The sequence below is a fragment of the Collinsella sp. LCP21S3_D3 genome, assembly GCF_052118305.1.
GTDB lineage: Bacteria > Actinomycetota > Coriobacteriia > Coriobacteriales > Coriobacteriaceae > Collinsella.
On record NZ_JBQKHK010000001.1, the window covers coordinates 223351 to 243877 of the forward strand.

The 20527-nt window shown below is 61.3% G+C and carries 14 protein-coding genes and 3 tRNA genes; 13 read left to right on the forward strand and 4 right to left on the reverse strand.

The annotated features are described in order from the left end of the window. Positions 1 to 456: 456 nt before the first annotated feature. The 5 genes from ACTQ1S_RS00910 (at position 457) to proB (ending at position 5019) form a co-directional block, all read left to right on the forward strand. The gene (locus tag ACTQ1S_RS00910) at positions 457 to 1395 is read left to right on the forward strand and encodes a radical SAM protein (RefSeq protein ID WP_441546838.1); all 939 of its coding nucleotides are present in this window, start codon (positions 457 to 459) and stop codon (positions 1393 to 1395) included. 231 nt (positions 1396 to 1626) lie between these two features. Beyond that, positions 1627 to 1699 (forward strand) — tRNA-Ala (locus ACTQ1S_RS00915). A gap of 64 nt (positions 1700 to 1763) precedes the next feature. After that, positions 1764 to 2222, forward strand: coding sequence for a hypothetical protein (locus ACTQ1S_RS00920; protein WP_441546839.1), 459 nt, complete (start codon positions 1764 to 1766; stop codon positions 2220 to 2222). 84 nt (positions 2223 to 2306) lie between these two features. Next, positions 2307 to 3812 (forward strand): nicotinate phosphoribosyltransferase, encoded by a 1506-nt coding sequence (locus tag ACTQ1S_RS00925; protein ID WP_427794587.1) that lies wholly within the window; start codon positions 2307 to 2309, stop codon positions 3810 to 3812. Positions 3813 to 3891: 79 nt separating this feature from the next. Then, positions 3892 to 5019 (forward strand): glutamate 5-kinase, encoded by a 1128-nt coding sequence (gene proB, locus ACTQ1S_RS00930; RefSeq protein ID WP_441546840.1) that lies wholly within the window; start codon positions 3892 to 3894, stop codon positions 5017 to 5019. 99 nt (positions 5020 to 5118) lie between these two features. Here the strand turns inward: proB and ACTQ1S_RS00935 are convergent, their stop codons facing one another. Beyond that, on the reverse strand, positions 5119 to 6537 hold the full coding sequence (locus tag ACTQ1S_RS00935) for an alpha/beta fold hydrolase (protein ID WP_441546841.1): 1419 nt from the start codon (positions 6535 to 6537) through the stop codon (positions 5119 to 5121). 113 nt (positions 6538 to 6650) lie between these two features. Here ACTQ1S_RS00935 and ACTQ1S_RS00940 point away from each other — a divergent pair, with 113 nt between their 5' ends. Both ACTQ1S_RS00940 and ACTQ1S_RS00945 read left to right on the forward strand, forming a co-directional pair. Then, positions 6651 to 7937, forward strand: coding sequence for a glutamate-5-semialdehyde dehydrogenase (locus ACTQ1S_RS00940; protein ID WP_441546842.1), 1287 nt, complete (start codon positions 6651 to 6653; stop codon positions 7935 to 7937). Between the two features lie 171 nt (positions 7938 to 8108). Beyond that, positions 8109 to 8708, forward strand: coding sequence for an HD domain-containing protein (locus ACTQ1S_RS00945; RefSeq protein ID WP_154518251.1), 600 nt, complete (start codon positions 8109 to 8111; stop codon positions 8706 to 8708). 884 nt (positions 8709 to 9592) lie between these two features. On the opposite strand, the gene ACTQ1S_RS00950 is transcribed toward ACTQ1S_RS00945, so the two are convergent. Beyond that, positions 9593 to 10078, reverse strand: a complete 486-nt coding sequence (locus ACTQ1S_RS00950) for a CarD family transcriptional regulator (RefSeq protein WP_427727935.1) — start codon at positions 10076 to 10078, stop codon at positions 9593 to 9595. A gap of 342 nt (positions 10079 to 10420) precedes the next feature. Between ACTQ1S_RS00950 and argS the strand changes: the two genes are divergently transcribed. The 4 genes from argS (at position 10421) to ACTQ1S_RS00970 (ending at position 17851) form a co-directional block, all read left to right on the forward strand. Continuing rightward, a complete protein-coding gene (gene argS / locus ACTQ1S_RS00955) occupies positions 10421 to 12274 on the forward strand; it encodes an arginine--tRNA ligase (RefSeq protein WP_441546843.1) in 1854 nt (617 codons plus the stop codon). 980 nt (positions 12275 to 13254) lie between these two features. Beyond that, a complete protein-coding gene (gene rho / locus ACTQ1S_RS00960; protein ID WP_441546844.1) occupies positions 13255 to 15633 on the forward strand; it encodes a transcription termination factor Rho in 2379 nt (792 codons plus the stop codon). 313 nt (positions 15634 to 15946) lie between these two features. Then, on the forward strand, positions 15947 to 17395 hold the full coding sequence (locus tag ACTQ1S_RS00965; RefSeq protein ID WP_441546845.1) for a hypothetical protein: 1449 nt from the start codon (positions 15947 to 15949) through the stop codon (positions 17393 to 17395). A 6-nt stretch (positions 17396 to 17401) separates the two neighbouring features. Next, positions 17402 to 17851, forward strand: a complete 450-nt coding sequence (locus ACTQ1S_RS00970; protein WP_427727924.1) for a VanZ family protein — start codon at positions 17402 to 17404, stop codon at positions 17849 to 17851. A 112-nt stretch (positions 17852 to 17963) separates the two neighbouring features. On the opposite strand, the gene ACTQ1S_RS00975 is transcribed toward ACTQ1S_RS00970, so the two are convergent. Beyond that, the gene (locus ACTQ1S_RS00975; RefSeq protein WP_441546846.1) at positions 17964 to 18854 is read right to left on the reverse strand and encodes an ROK family protein; all 891 of its coding nucleotides are present in this window, start codon (positions 18852 to 18854) and stop codon (positions 17964 to 17966) included. Between the two features lie 140 nt (positions 18855 to 18994). After that, positions 18995 to 20176 carry a pyridoxal phosphate-dependent aminotransferase gene (locus ACTQ1S_RS00980; RefSeq protein ID WP_441546847.1) on the reverse strand — a complete coding sequence of 394 codons (1182 nt, stop codon included), beginning with the start codon at positions 20174 to 20176 and terminating at the stop codon, positions 18995 to 18997. A gap of 165 nt (positions 20177 to 20341) precedes the next feature. Between ACTQ1S_RS00980 and ACTQ1S_RS00985 the strand changes: the two genes are divergently transcribed. Continuing rightward, positions 20342 to 20418 (forward strand) — tRNA-His (locus ACTQ1S_RS00985). Positions 20419 to 20440: 22 nt separating this feature from the next. Then, positions 20441 to 20516, forward strand: a tRNA-Lys gene (locus tag ACTQ1S_RS00990). The last annotated feature ends 11 nt before the right edge of the window (positions 20517 to 20527 follow it).

Below are 20527 nucleotides of genomic sequence, written 5' to 3' on the forward strand. Positions count from 1 at the left end.
CGACTAAAGGGGGTGCGGGGAATCGCGCCAATCGATAATCACGCGCTTACCAGATATTGGGATGGTGGCGGGGGTTCTGCCGAGTGCCGTTGGGTGTCATACGGGATCTGCGATGGCTATTTTTGGCAAAAACGGCAAAAGAAAACCACCCCCCACGTTACGAAAATGAACCCACCTAAAACAGGTGGGTGCCCTCATCGACCGTTCCAGCGTCCTTAACAACGAAGGATACCTGTACTACGTACGACTGTGTGGGCTCCCTAAATAAACGCGACGGTTCACCCAGTTGCTCCGCGGGGGGCGGAATACCTACATCATAAAGCTGCACTTTATCGATTCCAGTCTTGACATTACAAAAATCGTGTCGGACGATTACGGCGCCTTGGGCTCGAGCCGTCTGCGCGGTTGGTCCTTTTGCGTTTGACCTGCTGAATCGTTGTTTTGGAGCATGTTTTTATGCCGACGTCGTTGACCGAACTTTTTTCGCCCGCCTGCCATTTGTGTCCGCGGCGTTGCGGTGCGGCGCGCGATGAGGGTGCGCGCGGCGTATGCGGTGCTAACGACACGCTCAAGGTGGCCCGCGCGGCGCTTCATATGTGGGAGGAGCCGCCTATTTCGGGCGAGGCCGGTTCGGGCACGATCTTCTTTAGCGGCTGCTCGCTCAAATGCGTCTATTGTCAGAACCACGAGATCTCGACGGGCAATTTTGGGCTTGAGATTATGCCCGAGCGCCTGGTCGAGATTATGTTGGAGCTGCAGGACCAGGGTGCAAACAATATTAACTTGGTGACGGCGACGCACTACGCGCACCTGCTGCCGGCTGCGATTGCCGCGGCACGGGCGCGCGGACTGGTTGTTCCAATCGTCTACAACACAAGCGGTTATGAGCGCGCGAGTGCCGTGGCGGCGCTCGGCGATCTGGTCGATGTGTGGCTTACCGACTTTAAATATGCCGATGCGGGGCTTGCGCAGTCGCTCTCCCACATTAAGGACTACCCGCGTGTGGCCGTGTCGGGTTTGGCGCAAATGGCGCGCGAGATTGAGCGTCGTGGGGGAGAGCTGGTGGACGAGGACGGGCTCATGAAGCGCGGCATGATCGTGCGTCACCTGGTGTTGCCGGGGCATGCGGACGATTCGTGTCGCGTGCTAGACCTGGTGTGGCAGACGGTGGGTGATGTTCCGATCTCGGTCATGAACCAGTACACGCCCAATGCGCTCATGCGCGAGCAGGGCGGCGACTTGGCGCGAGCCGTGACGCGCGAGGAGTACGAGCAGGTGCTCGACCATGCCGACGACCTGGGCTTTACGACGATGTTCTGGCAAGAGGGCGGCGCGGTAGACGAGAGCTTTACCCCAGCGTTCGACACCACTGGCGTCCTCACCAGCGCAAAGTAGCTCTTTTGAGCAGTCTTTTTGGGACGGGGCTATTTTAGCTGCCCCTGCCGTTAATCGTCCAAATCGTTTTCGCTATTTGCCTGGGTAGCTAAAAAGCCCCGTCCCAAAAAGACTGCTCCCGGTGGGGGTCGAGCTACCATCCGAAAAGTAGTCAAAAAAGCCCCGTCCCAAAAAGACTGGGTATTGGGCGTTGACAGCTGGCGAGCCGTAGGTAAAATATCGACTTGTCCTGGGGACGTAGCTCAGTTGGGAGAGCGCTGCCGTCGCATGGCAGAGGCCGAGGGTTCGACTCCCTTCGTCTCCACCCTTGGATTTGATAAGCCGTCGACATTGTGTCGGCGGCTTTTTTTGAAAGAAAGGGCTGCACTATGGCCGAGCTTGATTCCCAACCATTGTCCGACGAGGAGCGCGCCGAGTTGGAAGAGCTCCGCGCTGAGAAGGCCCGCCGCGAGGCCCAGGAAGAGGCCCGGCGCGAGCGTGAGGAGCTGGCCGCCCTGCGTGCCGAGCATGCGAAGGCCGAGGAGGCCGCTGCGAGTGGCGCATCCGAGTGCAGGCCCGCGCCCGCGCCCAGGCCCGCCGCTGCGAAGCCTGCGCCTGCTGCACCCAAGCCTCAGTCTAAAAAAGCCGCCCGCCCCAAGCCCGCCGAGCCCAAGCCGAGCCGTGACGAGATGACGTTTGCCCAGCGCATGGTCACTTCCAAGGAGCCCACGGCCGAGGGCGAGATCCCCGGTATGGCTCCGGCTCAAAAGATCATCATCGCGCTCGCCTTGGTCGCGTTTGTCGTCTTTATGGGCTACACGATCATGACCAGCATGGGCCTGCTCTAACCGATCTGCATCGGGCGTCATGTCCGCATGCTCTGCTCTCGTCCAACCCTCAACCTCTGCACAACGCATCCGAAAGGTCGCCCCATGGCTTTGACCGACATCTCGCATCCCACCGACATCGCAATGCTCACCGATCTGTACGAGCTCACTATGGCCCAGGGCCTGTGGGAGAGCGGCAAGGCCAATGAGCAGGGCTGTTTTACGGCGTTTTACCGTGACCATCCGTTTGGCAGCGCCTATGCCGTCATGTGCGGCACCGCCGAGCTGCCCGAGCTGGTCGAGAACCTTCGCTTTACGCCCGAGGACATCGACTACCTCGCATCGCTCCAGGCCCCGGCCGGCGGCGCGATGTTCAAGCCCGAATTCCTCGACTACCTGCGCGATTTTCGTGCGCATGTAAACATCGACGCCGTCCCCGAGGGCGAGCTCGTCTTTCCGCGCGAGCCCATGGTGCGCGTCACCGGCCCCGCGCTGGAGTGCCAGCTGCTCGAGACGGCGCTGCTCAACATCGTCGGCTTCCAGACGCTTGTCGCCACCAAGACGGCGCGCGTGGTGTTGGCGGCGGACGGCCGTCCCGTGGCCGAGTTTGGCCTGCGCCGCGCCCAGGGTCCCGATGGCGGCCTGGCCGTCGCGCGCGCGAGCTACGTTGCCGGCTGCTCCTCTACGTCCAATGTGCTCGCCGGTCGCCGCTACGGCATTCCCGTCTTTGGCACGCATGCGCACAGCTGGGTGATGAGCTTCGATTCCGAGCTCGAGGCTTTCCGTGCCTTTGCCAAGTCGAGCCCCAAGAACTGCACGCTGCTCATCGACACTTATGATGTGCGCGAGGGCTGCGAGCATGCCATTACGGTTGCCAAGGAGATGGAGGCGGTGGGCGAGCGTCTGTCGGCCATTCGCATCGACTCAGGCGACCTCGCCAAGCTGTCCAAGTATGTCCGCGGCCGTTTTGATGCCGAGGGCCTGCCCTATGTGGGGATCTCGGTTTCCAACGATCTGGATGAATACACGATTCAGTCGCTGCTTGACCAGGGTGCGCCCATCGATAGCTTTGGCGTGGGCACTAAGCTCGCGACCTGCTACGACCAACCGGCGCTGGGCGGCGTGTACAAGCTTTCCGCCCGCCGTGCGAGCGAGGCGGACCCGTGGACTCCGGTGGTCAAGCTCTCCGAGCAGCCCTACAAGCGCACGATTCCAGGCGTGCAGCGCGTGCGCCGCTATTACGACGGCTTTGGCGGCCCGGTCTGCGACATGATCTATGACGAGGACCATCTGGCGGGGGAGGGCGCCGCGCGCGGCAATACCCTCGTGGCCGTGAACGATGCCGCCCTGGTGACCGACGTGTCCGAGCTTGAGTATCGCGAGCTGCTGGCGCCGATCGTGCGCGACGGCAGCGCTGTTGCCCCGCGCGAGAGCATCGAGGCCGCACGCGAGCGTTGCGCTTGGGCGCTGGACCATCTGGATCCGGTCTACAAGCGCTTCCTGTACCCGCAGACCTATGTGGTTGGCATGGAGCAGGGCCTGGCGCAGGTGCGCGACGAGCTCGTGCGCAAGAACATGGCCGCGGCTTCTGCCTTCCCCTGGGCTCGCTAATTTTGTTGGGTGTAGGGTGGAATTACGTTCCCTCGGCCGTCAGCTCGCCCGAACCCTCAACAGTTGATTGGTTTGACGTATGACGACTTTTTATAAAACGATGGTGGTAAAGATCGGTTCGTCCACGGTGGTGGGCGCCGATGGCAAGGTCAACCGCGCCTTTATCGGCGGGCTCGCCGATCAGGCTGCTGCCCTGCGCAAGCTCGGCTGGCGTCTGGTCGTGGTGAGTTCGGGCGCCATTGCCTGTGGCTATCCCGTGCTGGGCTTTGACCGCAAGCCGGTCGGTGACCTGCCGAGCCTGCAGGCCTGCGCCTCGGCCGGTCAGTGCATCATCTCGTCGGCCTACGACGAGGAGTTCCATGCGCGCGACCTGCTCACCTCGCTCGTGCTGCTCACGCGTCACGACACGGCCCGTCGCACGTCCTATCTGCACGCGCGCGACGCGCTGCTGCGTCTGGTGGAACTGGGCGTGGTGCCGGTCGTCAACGAGAACGACACCGTTACCGTCGACGAGATTAAGTTTGGCGACAACGACACGCTGGCGGCGCTTGTGGGCTGCCTGGTTTCTGCCGACCTGTGCGTGACGCTCTCGGACATCGATGGCCTCTATACCGCCAATCCGCACGAGGACCCCACGGCCGAGTTCGTTCCGGTCGTGCATAAGATCGATGCCAAGATTATCGCCTCGGCGGGCGATTCTTCCACATCGGTTGGCACAGGCGGCATGATTACCAAGATCCGCGCGAGCCGCATCCTGATGACGGCGGGCATTCAGAGTGTGATTTGCTCGGGCGAGGAGCCCGATGCGCTCGTGCGCCTTGCCCGCGGCGAGAGCGTGGGCACGCTGTTCGATCCGCCGGCGGAGCGCCTGGACATTGCGCCCCGCAAGCTGTGGATTGCACTGGGCGACAAGGCGCATGGCTCGGTGACGGTCGATGACGGCGCCGCGAAAGCGCTGGTCAGCCGCGGTTCTTCCCTGCTTGCGGTGGGTATTCGCGAGGTCGATGGCACGTTTGCCGAGGGCGATGTGCTCGACGTGTGCGACCCGAGCGGCATGGTTGTCGCCCGCGGTATCGCCGAGGCCGATTCGGACGTGCTGGAGCTTGCAGCCGGACGCCGCCAGGACCAGATTGCCGGCAACCGCTTGCTGGCAGACTTGGCCGAGAAGCCCGCGATCCACCGAGACAACTTGATCGTCTTTGCATAAAGAAAGACAGCGCTGCGGATCGTTTCCCGCAGCGCTGTCTTTCTCGTGCCGGCACTTGGGGGCGTTTCTTATGTGCCGGCCGGCGGGGACACTCCTTTGCTAGAAGATCTGGCGCAGGTCTCCGCGGTTGAGGGCCTCGTCGAAGAGGTGCTTGAACACCATGCTGCCGTGCAGGCCGTCGTGCTCGAACTCGTTCGTCACCCAGGCATGTGAGTTGCCCACGCGGCTGAGCGTGTCGAGCTGCAGGCCCGAATCCACGTACATGTCGTCGAAATATACCGCGGCTTGGAGCGGCACCTCGTTGCAGGCCAGGCGCTGCGGGTCGTAGATCTTGTCCCAGCTGGTGTCTTCCATCAGCAGGTCCATGGCGGGCTTGAAGGGCTTGAGCTCGGGCATCTGCTCAAACATCCACGGGAACATGGCCTCGCCGGTAAACATGAGCGGGCGCGCGAGGGTGTCGAACTCGGCACGATGGGCCTTTTCCTCGGCGGCTGCCCAGCCAATGGGCATCGTGTCGCCATCGGCGTAGATGAATTCCTGCAGCGTCCAGTACAGCGGATTCGTGCGCGTGTTGGTGCGCTCGAAGGCGCGCATCAAAAAGCTGTCGGATACCGATGAGCCGCAGCTCAGCGTACCGTCGCCATTAACAAACGCGTGGTCGATAATCCAGTGCATGCGCTCAAAGCTCGGCTTCATGCCAAAGTCGCTGCCCATGAGCTGCAGGCGCTCGACCGTCATCGGCGAGCCGTCGGGCAGTACGGGCTTTTGTTCCTCGAGGGCATCTGCCAGGGCCGCCACGCGCTCGACGTCGGTGGGGTAGCGGTCATAATACTGCTGAGTCTTGGCCGCCATACGCGGGAAGGTGTGTGCGTAGACCTCGCTGGCACTCGCCGGTACGTGCGGAATGCCACCGCAGGTAAAGCTTGCCGCCACGCCCTCGGGGAAGAGCGACAGATAGCTCAACGTCAAAAAGCCACCGTAACTCTGGCCGAGCGTGACCCAGGGCTTGCCGCCAAAGCCCACCAGGCGCAGGTACTCAAAGTCGCGCACGATGGAGCTGGCGAGGTGGCGCTTGAGGAAGTCTGCCTGCGAGCGGGCCGCATCGGAGCCTGCCGCCTCGGCGCGCTCGCCCAGTGCGGCAATCGTGCGCCCGTCTACACAGCTGCTGCGCCCGGTACCGCGCTGGTCGGGCAGGACGACGCGGAAGTGCTTGACGGCCTCCTCGATCCAGCCGTCGCTTGTGGGCGACAGCGGACGCGGGCTCTCGCCGCCGGGGCCGCCCTGCAAAAAGAGGAGGAGTGGCAGGTCGTCGTTGATACGGTCGGGAGCGCAAACCACGCGGTAGAAAAGCTTGATGCTCTCGGGTGCGCCGGCAATGGGCGCCGGCATGGCGCCGCGGCGCATGGTGCTGCCGACGGCCAGGATCATCGGCTCCAGGCCGCGCCAATCCAAGGGGACGTCGATGCTGTGGTCCTCGACATAGAGGCCGGGGACGTGGTACGAAGTGATGAGGGCCATGCGGTACTTCCGTTCGTTGTGGTGTTTCGGGTTGACCAATTCTACCGCCATGCGCGAGGGCATGCACAAATCGGCTACCATGGTTGGCAAACTACTAAGAGAAAGGGCCGTCTATGTCGGTCGATATAGCCACGTATGTCCACGATCTTGCCGTTGCCGCCAAGGCAGCGTCGGCCTCGCTTGCCACGGCGAGCGACGAGCAGCGCCAGGAGGCCGTGCGCGCCATGGCCGCGGCGCTGCGCGATGGCGTCGATTCCATCGTCGCCGCCAACGAGCTCGATATGTCCGCTGCGCTCGATGCGGGGACCTCGGCGGGGCTCCTCGACCGTCTGCTGCTGACGCCCGAGCGCGTCGAGGGCATGGCCGCCGGCCTGGAGAAGCTCGCTGAGCTGCCCGATCCTGTCGGCCGCGTGCTCGACCACCGTGTACTTGCAAGTGGTGTGGACCTCACCCGCGTGAGCGTGCCGCTGGGCCTGGTCGCCATGGTCTATGAGGCGCGCCCCAACGTGACGGCCGATGCCGCGGGCATCTGCATCCGCACCGGCAACGCCTGCATTCTGCGCGGCGGTTCGCTGGCCTATCACTCGTGCGCCATGATTGCCGAACTGCTGGCCGATGCGCTCGAGGCCAAGGGTTTCCCGCGCGAGGCTATCTCGATGATCGAGTCCACCGATCGCGAGGCCACCGGCGAGCTCATGAAGCTTCGCGGCATCGTCGACGTGCTTATTCCGCGTGGCGGCGCGGGCCTGATCCAGCGCTGCGTGCGCGAGTCGCTCGTGCCGGTTATCGAGACGGGCACGGGAAACTGCCACATCTACGTGCATGAGTCGGCCGACTTTGACAAGGCGCTCAACATTATCGTTAATGCCAAGACCCAGCGCGTGGGTGTGTGCAACGCCGCCGAGTCGCTGCTTGTGGACCGCGCCGTGGCAGATTCGTTTTTACCGGCGGTCGTGGCCGTGCTGCACGACCACGGCGTGCTGATTCACGGCGACGAGGCTATGTGTGCCGCATGCGCCGACGCCGGTCTTGCCGAGGGCGATGACTACGTGGCCGCAACCGAGGAGGACTGGGGCCGCGAGTACCTGGCGCTCGAGATGAGCGTGAAGGTCGTGGCGAACGAGGACGAGGCCATCGCGCACATCAACCGCTATGGCACTATGCATTCCGAGGCCATCATCGCCGAGGACGCGGACGCTTGCGAGCGCTTTTTGGATGAGATCGATGCCTCGGCCGTGTATGCCAACGCCAGCACGCGCTTTACCGACGGCGGCGAGTTTGGCCTGGGCGCCGAGATCGGCATTTCGACCCAAAAGCTCCACGCCCGCGGCCCCTTTGCCGCCGAGGCCCTCACCACCTACAAATACAAGCTCCGCGGCACCGGCCAGGTCCGCCCCTAAACCTACCAAAAAGGGACAGGTTTATTTTGGCAGGTTTTATCTGCGGTTTTGCCGGGCGACGCGTTCGCCCGGCTTTTTTCTCCGTATGCCTTTTCTGCCTTTCGGCTTGAGCCGCGGCGATATACGATAGTGACACCGTGTCTTAGCACCGACTCACCTGGAGGTATTGCCATGTCCCAGACGCTTTCCGCCGGAATCACCCGCGACCGTGCGTTCGAATTGCTCAACGAGCACAACAAAGATCCGTTCCACATCACCCATGGTGAGACGGTCGAGGGCACCATGCGCTACTTTGCTCGCGAGTTCGACCCCGAGAACGAGGAGTTTTGGGGCATCGTCGGACTGCTGCACGACCTGGATTGGGAGGAGCATGAGGACGACCCCGTGAACCACACCATCTATGCGGCCGAAATCCTCGAGAGCGAGGGCGCATCGCCCGAACTCATCCGCGCCATCCAGACGCATACCTCGGACTTCAATACCTCGCTGCCCAAGCCCGAGCTGCAGATGGAAAAGATCCTGTTTGCCTGCGACGAACTTACCGGCCTGATCGGGGCCGCCGTCATCATGCGTCCGAGCAAGAGCGTCATGGACTTTACGACCAAGTCGCTCAAGAAGAAGTTCAAGGACAAGCGCTTTGCCGCCGGCTGCTCGCGCGACGTGATTACGCAGGGCGCCGAGATGCTGGGCTGGGAGCTCCCCGAGCTTTTCGACCGCACCATCGCGGCCATGCAGTCCTTCGCGCCCGACCGCGACACCTTCCAGGCCTAACCTGCCAAAAAGGGACAGGTTTATTTTGGTAGGTTTTATCTGGGAAGACGCTTCCGTTGGACGTTATTCAGCGGAAGCGTTTTCTGTTTAACATGGTGGCGCTTGCGAATGGCGGCGCCTCGCGACAGGCAGCTGCGCTTCGCCGTATCCGTAACTCGGTAAACGCGACGCTAGGACGCGTTCTTGATAATCCATGTTCCGAGTCCGGTCAGCAGCTGAACCTGCTTAACGGTTAGCCCTTGTTTTCGAAGCGCGAGAATCGCCTCATTGCGAAGTGGCTTGGAGACAGATTTGAGTTCCGTCGGAGCGCATCCTGCGACACTCTGCACGATTGCCGTGCCAAATGAATATGGTTTCCCATAAGGCACCAAGCGATAAGCTCGATATTGTGTTTGGGGAGGATTGCATCGAGGATCTGAAGCATGGCGATTCGGTCCTCGGCATCGTCAAACAGCAATTGCCCTCCGTTTCCACGCAACGTGACGTGGAAATAACCGGTTGGTGACTTTGAACGAGGTTTTCTCGGCATGGCCCCTCCTTTAGCTTGGATGGGCTGAAGATACCTCATTCGGAGGCTTCGGTTGTCGAGATTCAGTTTACCGACTATAGCTGCTACCTGCCGAAATGTTATTGCGTTTTCAAATTGATGCTTTTTAATGGTAATTGAGCAAGACGGGTGCGCTTGTTGCGGATACGGGCGTTGGTTGCGTCGATCTGGACGGCCCTCGCGTGATGTCATCACAAATGGGCTTCACGCATTTTCGCGGCGATAGAAAAATGGCCGGGGCTTACAAACAAAACGGAGCACCCGACCATTTACCAATTGTTTGTTGACGTTTGGCCAGATAAAACCTGCCAAAATAAACCTGTCCCTTTTTGGCAGGTTAGTTGAGGGCGGCTTGGGATAGGCGGGCTTCGGCGTCTTCCTCGGTGACGCCCAGGGCCACGGCAATCTCCTCGATGGAGCGGCGCTTGGCTTCCTTGAGTACGCGCATGTAGTAGGAGCTGGGCTTTTTATCTGCTTCCTCGGCCTGGCGAATACGGTGCATCATTGTTTTTGCCACGCGGACCGTCTCGGGCGCACCCAGCTTGAGCTGCTGCTTAAAGTGCGTCTCCTCGAGCGAGCTGTTGCGCTCGGTAAAGGTGTCGCACTCCAGCTCGTCGTAATGGCTCAGTAGGTGCTCGGCATCTTGCTGGGAGATGGCGGCATGCAGACGGTCGGCCTGCGCCACGGGGTACATGAGGATCGTCTGCGCATGTCCCTGCTTGGTCTCGAGCAACAGCATGGGCTGCGGTGTGTCTTCCCTAAAACCGACGACGGTGCAGACTCCCTGACCCGGATGAATGACGTGTTGACCGATTGAGAACATGCTACCTCCAACTTATACGAATTTACGTATGTCTAGAATACCACGCTGACGTGCGCAAACCCTTACTTTATGCAGGAAAAGCACACAAATCCGATAGGTAAGAGTATTCGATACTCTGTCCGGCTCATGCACATGTTTATGCATTTTCGGCGGGTGCACGATCAGCAGGCAGACCGCCATCTTTGAATGGCCTTGCGACAGCTGTAGTCAATTTTGTGCATATGCAATATCGATTGACTTTACCCTGCGACAGTAGTTACCGCTTGTGATAGAGTGCTGCAAACTCTGGCTTTTGCCCTACGAGTGACCAAGAGCTCGGGGGCTTTAACACAAGGAGGATCTATGCCCGAGAAGATTGAAGAGCTGGTACGCGCTGCGCTTGCTGCGGCCCAGGAGGCCGGCGACCTTTCCGCATTTGAACTTGACGATTGCGCTATCGAGCGACCGGCTGACACTTCTCATGGCGAGTGGACCTCCACCATGGCCCTGAAGTCCGCCAAGCTGGCTCACTGCGCCCCGCGCAAGATCGCCGAGGCCGTCGTTGCCCATATGCCCGAGGATCCCGCGATCGAGAAGGTCGAGATCGCCGGCCCTGGCTTCATCAACTTCTACCTCTCCGTCGCCGTTAAGAACGCCATCTTCGGCGAGGCTCGCGAGAAGGGCATGGACTTCGCTAAGTCCAACGTCGGCGGCGGCCTGAAGACCCAGGTCGAGTTTGTCTCCGCCAACCCCGTCGGCCCCATGCATATTGGCCATGGCCGTTGGGCCGCTCTGGGCGACTCCCTCTGCCGCGTTATGGACCATGCCGGTTACGATATCCAGCGTGAGTTCTATATCAACGACCACGGCTCTCAGATGAACACCTTCGGCAACTCCATCAGCACGCGCTACATGCAGCTTGCCGACATCATCGCCAAGCAGGGCGTGGATATCGACGAGGCTCACAAGCTGCTGATTGCCGACCGCGATGCCTTTGTTGCCGACGAGAACGACGAGCATCCCGAGACCCATCCGTATCAGGACAACTTTGCCGAGACTCTGGGCAAGGACTCCTACGGCGGTGACTACATCATCGACGAGGCCGCCGAGTTCTGGCGCACCGACGGTGACAAGTGGGTCGACGCCGATCCGCAGGAGCGCATGGAGAGCTTCCGCGAGCGCGGCTACGTAAAGATGGTCGACAACATGCGCGACCTTTGCCACGCCGTCAACTGCGACTTCGATCGTTGGTTCTCCGAGCGCTCGCTGTACGTGAAGGACACCGAGGGCGAGACCGCCGGCACCTCCGCCGTCGACCGCGCTTTCGAGAAGCTCGACAAGATGGGCTACCTCTACACCAAGGACGGCGCTCTGTGGTTCCGCTCCACCGACCTGGGCGACGACAAGGACCGCGTTCTGATCAAGTCCGACGGCGAGTACACCTACTTCGCCTCCGACGTTGCCTATCACTGGGACAAGTTCCAGCGCGTCGACCACGTCATCGACATCTGGGGCGCCGACCACCATGGCTACATCGACCGCGTCCGCTGTGTCTGCGACGCTCTTGGCTATCCCGGCAAGTTCGAGGTTCTGCTGGGCCAGCTCGTCAACCTGCTGCGCAACGGCAAGCCCGTCCGTATGTCCAAGCGCAAGGGCACCATGGTGACCCTGCAGGAGCTTGTCGACGAGGTCGGCTCCGACGCCGCCCGTTACACGCTCATCTCCAAGAGCTCCAACCAGATGGTCGACTTCGATATCGAGGCCGTTAAGAAGCGTGATAACTCCAACCCGGTCTACTACGTGCAGTACGCTCACGCTCGTGTGTGCTCCATTCTGCGCCGTGCCGCTGACGTTACGCCCGAGCAGGCTGACGAGATGGGCATGAAGGCCGTCGCCGCTAAGGCCATCGGCGAGAACGTCGACTACTCGCTGCTGACCGACCCCACCGAGCTTGCCCTTTCGCGTAAGCTCAACGAGCTCACCGACCTCATTGCCAGCTGTGCTCGCGACCGCGCCCCGTTCCGTCTGACGCACTTTGCCGAGGAGCTCGCCGGCGACTTCCACAGCTTCTATGCTGCCTGCCAGGTACTTCCGAGAGAGGGCCGTCCCGTCGATCCCGAGCTTTCGCGCGCCCGTCTGGCCGCCTGCGACGCCGTCCGCGTGACGCTCGCCCTGGTGCTCACTCTGGTTGGCGTTTCTGCACCCGAGCAGATGTAATCTACGGGTCGTTTGACCGTGTAGGTTTGGCTTTGCTGAGCCCTATAAGCCCGATCTCCCATGCGGAGGTCGGGCTTTTTGCGTTTGGCGGGGCTTTTTGGCGTGTTGGAAAATGCTACAAAAACGCAACTATACCGGTTTACGGGGCTGAATCGCTGCCTGGCGACCATAGCAACAGCAGCGAAAATAAAATCGCAGGTAGACGGCTTGCCAAATATTAAAAATGCAGGGTATGGTTGGCTTACGCCGTTCTTGCACCGTAATCCGCGATCGTTTTGAAAACGACCCCTTGGGGACGGAGGAAAACGGATCATTTTTGTCTGGTGGGAGAGCGGTGCGAAACCGTCCGCCACAAATCGGGCTTATCTACTACGTTTAGTCGCATACCCCGAACCATGCCGAAAAGTACGATATTAAAACCGCAGGTAGCGGGCTTGCGATTTTAGGAAGATCGAGGGGGTGGTCAGGGGTCGCGGGTCAAACGTAGTAGATAGGCGCGTTTCGTGGCGAAGCTATTCCGGATGCCACGGCTTCACTCCTCTGGTGCGACAGAGGAAGCGCTTTTGAGGGAGAGTGTCCCTTTTGACCAGTTGTATAAGAACGTCCAATGACTAAGTTGCAGGTGGTGGCGGTTGTGTTACACTAACGCTGCGTATTTGACGCAATCATCTCGATACAGATCAATGATGTCCGTTGTGTTTGAACGGAGCTAGACTGTTTAGCCGCCCTGAAGGTTTATGCAGGGAGCATGTGATCACAGGGCTTTAAAAGAAAGTTGAGCAAACACTGTGTCTGATCAACAGCAAGAAAATGAAATAAGCACGGCACAAACCACTCCCACTGCACCGGTTGCGTTGGACCAGATCGCGAAACCCGCACCGTCGCAGGCGTCGGTCCCCGAGACACACCAGAACGCTGTCTCGGCTTCGAGTGAGAACCCTGTTCCCGTCGCGCCTGCTACCGGGGAGGAGGCTGCGCCCGTGAAGCCCAAGCGCACGCGTCGTGTGGCCAAGCCCGCTGCGGATGGCGATGAGGCTGCAAAGCCCAAACGCCGCACCACGCGCACGACGCGTGCCAAGCGTCCGGTTTCAGCCGAGGTTTCGGCGCCGCTTTCAGATGAGGTTGCGCAGGCCCGCGCGCTTGCGCAGATCAGCGAAGCCCAGGTTGTTCGTGCTCGCCGTCGTGCCGCCGAGCGCGATGCCGCGGCTCTGACCGAGCTCGCGGCTCCGTCCGCCCCCGAGGCGCCTTCGGCTCCGGCTCCCGAGCAGGTAGCAGAAAAGCCGGCTCCGCGCACGCGCCGTCGTACGGCGGCCAAGGTCCAGCAGGCTGCCGAGCAGGCTTCGTCCGATGCCGCCGAGACCCCGGTTCGCTCTGCGGCGGGGGAGGACGCTTCCTCTGCTGAGTCTGTCGTGCCTGCCGAGGCCGGCGGTGCATTTGTCGTCGATCCTGCTTTGCGCCCGCATCGCCGCGGCCGCAAGCCCAAGGCATTTGTCGAGGCGGAGAAGGCGGCCGCTGCCGCGGCTTCTGTCCAAGATGCCCCGGCGTTCGTCGAGCCTACAGCGGCTGCCGTGGTTTCGGCCGAGGGTGCTGATGTTCCTGAGGTCGCTGTTTCTTCCGCTGCCGAGTCTGCCGACGTTCGTCCCGGGCGCAGCCGTCACACCGCAGCCAAACGCCCAGCTAAGGCAGAGGCGAAGTCCGGCGCCGAATCTGCGGTAGCTGAGTCTACCGAGGCGAGTGTCGACACGACTCCCGAGACGGAGGGCGCCGATCGGTCGGCAGGCGAGAAGCCCAAGCGCACGCGCAAGAAATCTTCCAAGACCAAGTCTGCCGAACAGCAGGGGGATGCTGAGCAACAGCCCGAGTCCGACGCTCAGTCGGACGGCGAGACCCCGGCGACCGCCGATGCGCCCACGACGCCTGCCGTCGAGAGCGCTGAGGCCGAAGAGGGTTCCCGCCCCAACCGCCGTCAGCACAAGCGTAACGATGAGCGCAGCGAGCGCAAGGATGATCGCAACAACGACCGCCGCAGCCGTCAGCGCGACCGCAAACAGCGCAACAAGGAGCGCAACGCAGCTCCGACCGAGCCAACGCTTTCGCGCGAGGAGCTCGCGGCCATGAAGGTCGCCGAGCTGCGCGAGAAGGCCAAGGAGTTCGAGATCGAGACGACCGGCAAGAAGAAGGCCGAGCTCGTCGAAGAGATCTACACGACCGCCGCGAAGGCCGAGGGCTTCCGCGATATTAAGGGCATCCTGCAGATTCGCCCGGACAGCTCCGGCATCATCCATGCTCACGGCTACATGAAGTCCAATGACGACGCCTTCGTGCCCGCCTACCTCATCCGCTCCGCGCGTCTGCGCACGGGCGACGTGATCGAGGGTTCGCTTCGCCCCTCGCGCGGCGGCGACAAGCGTGCCGGTCTCGCCAAAATTACGACCGTCAACGGTTTGGACCCCGAGCAGATTCGCAATCGCCCCAAGTTTGGCGACCTCACGCCGGTCTACCCCAATGAGCCGCTGCGCATGGAGCATGGCAAGGATTCCATTACCGGTCGCGCCATCGATATCGTGTCGCCGATCGGCAAGGGCCAGCGTGGCCTGATCGTGTCACCGCCCAAGGCCGGTAAGACCACGATTCTCAAGAAGATCTGCCAGTCTATCTCGATCAACAACCCCGAGGTGCACCTCATCTGCCTGCTCGTCGACGAGCGCCCCGAAGAGGTCACCGATATGCAGCGCTCCATTGAGGGCGAGGTCGTGGCCTCCACCTTCGATATGCCCGCCGACAACCATACCCGCGTGGCCGAGCTCGTCATCGAGCGCGCCAAGCGCATCGTGGAGCTGGGCGGCGACGTCGTGGTGGTGCTCGACTCCATCACGCGTCTTGCCCGTGCGTACAACCTGGCGGCGCCCGCCTCGGGCCGCATCCTTTCGGGCGGCGTCGATTCGGCGGCCCTGTATCCGCCCAAGCGCTTCCTGGGTGCTGCCCGCAATATCGAAAACGGCGGCTCACTCACCATCCTTGCTTCCGCCCTTATCGATACCGGCTCCAAGATGGACGAGGTCATCTTTGAGGAGTTCAAGGGCACCGGCAACATGGAGCTCAAGCTCGATCGCGATCTGGCCGACCGCCGCATCTTCCCGGCCATCGACCCCGTTGCCTCGGGCACGCGCAACGAGGACCTGCTGGTCGACGAGCAAATGCGTCCGTTTGTCTTTGGCCTGCGCCGCATCCTCGCCGGCATGAACAATACCGAGCGCGCGGCCGCGTCGTTTATCAAGGGCCTTAAGGGCACTAATACCAACCAGGAATTTTTGGTGCGTTCGGCCAAAAAGCACAGCGATTACGAGCAGATGTTCTAGTCCGTCCGCTGCACGCGACAGCAACCATAGACATGCCAGAAGGGCCGGGGTTTAGATCCTGGCCCTTTTCGTATAGCCGCTCGCCAACGATTATTGACCTCACGACCGGCAAGCAGCGATTTTCCCGTTTCAATTCCGCTTCGTCGCTTGCAATCCCCAAGGGGGTTTCGCATAATAGCAGTTAAGCTTCGCGACGGAAAACGCAGATGAAACGAACCTTATACCGTTGCTTTGGGGCTCAGGCCCCGCTTCATCTTCTCTCGCGCAGCCAACTGAATGATGCGATTTGGGTGCTGGAAGATGGGGAGAGCTCATGGCTTCTTCTGATGCAACACAACGAGCAGTCCTTGCCGGACTTTCCTGCGGGATCGGCCTTGCCGCACCCGTGGTCGTGTATGCCGCTACACTGCCGTTTTCGTCAATCAACGAGACGGTCGTCGCGGGTGCTGTTCCCTTTGCCGTGGGCGCAGTGGCCGGCGTGGGTATCTATGCCGCCTCGCTGGGTATCTCTGAGTATCGTGCGGAGCACGATGGCCGCCTGTTTGAGCCCGATGCCGTGGGCGGCGCCGCTCAGTTTAGTCGGACCTACAACGAGTTCAAGACCGCCTCTATTCCCGTTCAGCAGGAGGAGGCCGCTCCCCGGGCTGCTGCTCCTGTCACTTTGGACGAGCAGGGTCAATCCTCTTCGCTTCTCTCCGGTCTGACCGGCGCGTTTCAGCGCCGCCACACCGATGATGGCGTTCCGACCATCGCCCGTGCCGCCAATGCCATGGACGAGGCCGATGCCTGGGCTATGATCGATAGCATGCTCGACGACGATTCGCCGGTTAGCTGCGATCCCGCTCGCTCGCGCGATATCTACCAGGTCGCAATTGACGAGCTCACAAACGGTGAAAAGACTGGCTCCTATAACCGCGACGACATCGCTGCTGCCGCACGTGCCGTCTCGGGCTCTCATGCCGCTCCTGCGGGCAGCACTGCAGCTTTCGTGGCGCTTGTGGCCAACGCTGCCAACAATGCCGCCTATAACGGTGCTTCTTCGGCTGCGTACGCCTCTGCCGCGGCGGCCGCTTCGACCGGCCAGCAGGGCGCAGCTCAGCCGGCTCCTGTCGCCGACCCCTTTGCCGATGAGCCCCTGGTTGTCGACGAGGAGACCATCGCCGCTCGTCGTGCTGCCGAAAGCTCGCTTTGGGGCGCTTCGGCCCAAATGCAGGCCGCGGAGGCGGTGCCGTACAACGCCAAGCTCGCCAGCATGCCCATCATTTCCGATGCCAAGGGTGTGGATCTCGCCGATTTGGACGAGCCCGCCGCCATCACTGCCTCTATCGATGCCCAGAATCGCGTGGATACCGACAGTCTCCCCGATGCCTCCCTCGAGGAAGATATCCCCATGGCCGATTATTCGGGCCACGAGGACATGTGGGCCGCCGCTATGGCGATCATGGCCGAGGTCGCCGAGCCCGCCCCCGCGCCGATGCCCACGCCTGCAGCCTCACCTGTGTCTGTTGCTCCCGTCTATGTCGGCCGCCACAGCTCCGTGTTTCCCGAGGATACCGCGCGTATCTCGCGCGAGAGTATCGAGCGCGCCGAGGCTATCGCCGCCGGCGTTATTGAAAACCGTCGCCACGAGCGCGTCAATCAGATCCTTGAGGAAGAGATCGAGCGCCTGCAGTCCTCTACCGCCAAGCGTACGGGCCGTGCCTATTTGAGTGTTATCGAGGGCGGTACCGCCAGTTTTACGCCGCTTCGTGCCGAGGCCTAGTTCTGCATGATTAAGATCGATCGTAAGTGGGCGGTTGCGGCCTGCGCCATGGTGTTGCTGATCTGGGGCAATTCACTGGTTCCGGGCACGGGGTCCGGCTCACTGAGCTTGGCGATCATGGAGGACGTCCGCGGGCTATTGCATAGCTTGAGCCTGCCGTATGAATGGGTAACCAACTTTGTCGTCCGCAAGTGCGCACACTTTACCGAGTATATGGTGCTTGGTGTTTTGGTGACACATGCCTTTGATATCGAGGGTCGACGCACTTTTGACAGACTGCTTCCCACGGTGGTTTTTCTGTTGCTGGTCCCCTCAATCGACGAGACGATTCAGTTATTTGTGCCGGGGCGCGCCGGTATGATCACCGACGTGATGATTGACTGCTGCGGAGCGGCTACCGGCGTTGTGCTCCGATATCTCCTCCGATCGCTTGTATGCACCAGAAAGGCCGCCTAGGACGTTTTGCTTGGTCCTAGCGGCCTTGTGCGTTTGGGGGCCCTGCAGGGCGCGATAGCGTTGTCTGCGCGTTATACGGGCCCGGCAATACCGTGTGTCGTTGGTGCACCCTTTACTGGATCGCCTGTGCGCCAAGGGCCAGACAGCCCATGATGCCCTGCTTACCATCGAGGCTGTTGTTGACAATGTAGGTATCGATGTCATTGACCTCGGGCGTGACGATATAGCCGTTGAGCATCTCGGCGCACTTTTTGCGGGCGAGCGGCACGATGGGGGTGTGGTCGGCCACGCCGCCGCCGATGATGATCTTTTGCGGCGCATAGCACAGCGTGTAGGTCATGAGTGCCTGTGCCAGATAGCCTGCGAGCAGGTCCATGGCCTCCGGGTCATCGGCCATGTCTCCGGCGCTTTTGCCATCCCAGCGCTTTTTAATGCCGGGGCCTGCGATGAGGCCCTCGAGGCAGTTGTCGTGGAAAGGACAGCCGCTGTGCTCGCCGATGGTGTCGCGCGGATCGCGTGTGACCAGGATGTGCCCTGCCTCGGGATGCATCATGCCGTGCACGAGCTGGCCGCCCGAGAGCACGCCGGCGCCCACACCGGTGCCGATGGTCAGATACACCACGTCGGTGAGGCCCTGGGCGCAACCAAAGCTGACCTCGCCCAGGCAGGCGACGTTGACGTCGGTGTCGTAGCCACAGGGAATATTGAGCTCGTTTTGGATGGTGCCCAGCAGGTCAAAGTAGCGCCATGCCGTCTTGGGCGTCTCCAAGATCTTGCCGTATTGGGGCGAGGCAGGGTTGACTGCGGTGGGGCCAAAGGCGCCGATGCCCAGCGCGGCGATGCCCTTGTTTGCAAACCATGCGTTGACGGCCTCAACGGTCTCCTGCGGGGTCGTGGTTGCGATCTGCTCACGCTCCAGGACCGTACCGTCTGCATAGCCCGTGGCACAGACCATCTTGGTGCCGCCGGCCTCGAGCGCTCCGATAAGCTGCTGCTCTGCCATAGTATTCCTTCCCCTGGGACGAGTTGCTCCGTGACTAAAGTATAGCGCTTTAAACAAATTAAGAAAGCGCTATAAAAAGAAGCCCTACAACGCGCGTGCGGTGCGGGGCTTCTTTGGGTGCTTTAGTTGCCGGGCCGTCCTTACCCGCGCGGCTTGATTTTATCGCGTAGCGACTTGAGGTTCTCCAGCGCCGCGTTAATCGTCTCGTCTCGCTTGGCAAAGTGGAGGCGAATCAGATGGTTGACGGGCTCACGGAAGAAGCTCGAGCCGGGCACGGCGCCCACGCCCACCTTAGACGCGAGGTCCTCGCAGAAGTCGAGGTCGCTGTCATAGCCAAACTCAGAGATGTCCATCATGACGTAGTAGGCGCCCTGCGGCACGTTATGCTCAAGACCAATGCTATCGAGCCCCTGACAGAACAGATCGCGCTTGGCTGTGTAGAGATCGAGGACCTCCTGGTAATAGCTGTCGTCGAAGTTGAGGGCGGTGACGACGGCTTCCTGCAGGGGAGCGGCGGCACCCACGGTGAGGAAGTCGTGGACCTTCTTGATGCGCTCGGTAATCTGGGCCGGGGCGATGGTGTAGCCCAGACGCCAGCCGGTGATGGAGTACGTCTTGGATAGCGAACTGCAGCTGATGGTGCGCTCGAACATGCCGGGCAGCGTGGCCATATAGACGTGCTCGTGGGGTGCGTAGACGATGTGCTCGTATACCTCGTCGGTGATGCAGTAGGCGTCGTACTTTTTGCAGAGATCGGCGATAAAGGTGAGCTCTTCGCGCGTAAAGACCTTGCCGCAGGGATTGGAAGGGTTGCACAGGACGATGGCCTTGGGGTCGTTGTCGCGGAAGGCCGCCTCGAGTGTCTCGCGGTCAAAGTCGAATGTGGGCGGGTTGAGCGGCACGTAGATGGGCTCGGCACCCGAAAGGATTGTGTCGGCGCCGTAGTTCTCGTAGAAGGGCGAGAAGATGACGACCTTGTCGCCGGGGTTGGTGACCGTCATCATGGCAGCCATCATGGCCTCGGTGGAGCCGCAAGTGACCACGATGTTCTGGTTAGGGTCGATCGGTATGCCCATAAAGTGCTCCTGTTTGGCGGCAAGCGCCTCGCGCGTGGCCTGGGAGCCCCAGGTGATGGAGTACTGGTGGTAGAGCGGTTTGGGATCGGTGGCGATGGTGCCCAGGCTCTTGAGCAGCTGCGCTGGGGGATCAAAGTCGGGGAAGCCCTGCGAGAGGTTGACGGCGCCGTACATATCGGAGATGCGCGTCATGCGGCGGATGACCGAATCGGTAAAGGTTGCCGTGCGATTGGAGAGTTCTTTCATGCTTGTCCTTTCGAACATCGGGGTGGGGCAAGTTTACTCCTATGGAACCGGTGGGATTTGCTCGAAATGGATCCGAAAAACTCTTTTCAAAATTCTTGAAAATTGGGGCTTGCGTCGCGTGGCGTTCCTTGCAATAATAGTCGAGCGCGAAGCGCACAGGACACGGTGGGTGTAGCTCAGTTGGCTAGAGCGACGGGTTGTGGTCCCGTAGGTCGAGGGTTCGAGTCCCTTTACCCACCCCAGTTCTTGCTTCGTGTTGATATCGGGTCGTTAGCTCAGTTGGTAGAGCAGGGGACTCTTAATCCCAAGGTCCAGGGTTCGACCCCCTGACGGCCCACCACACGATATCTC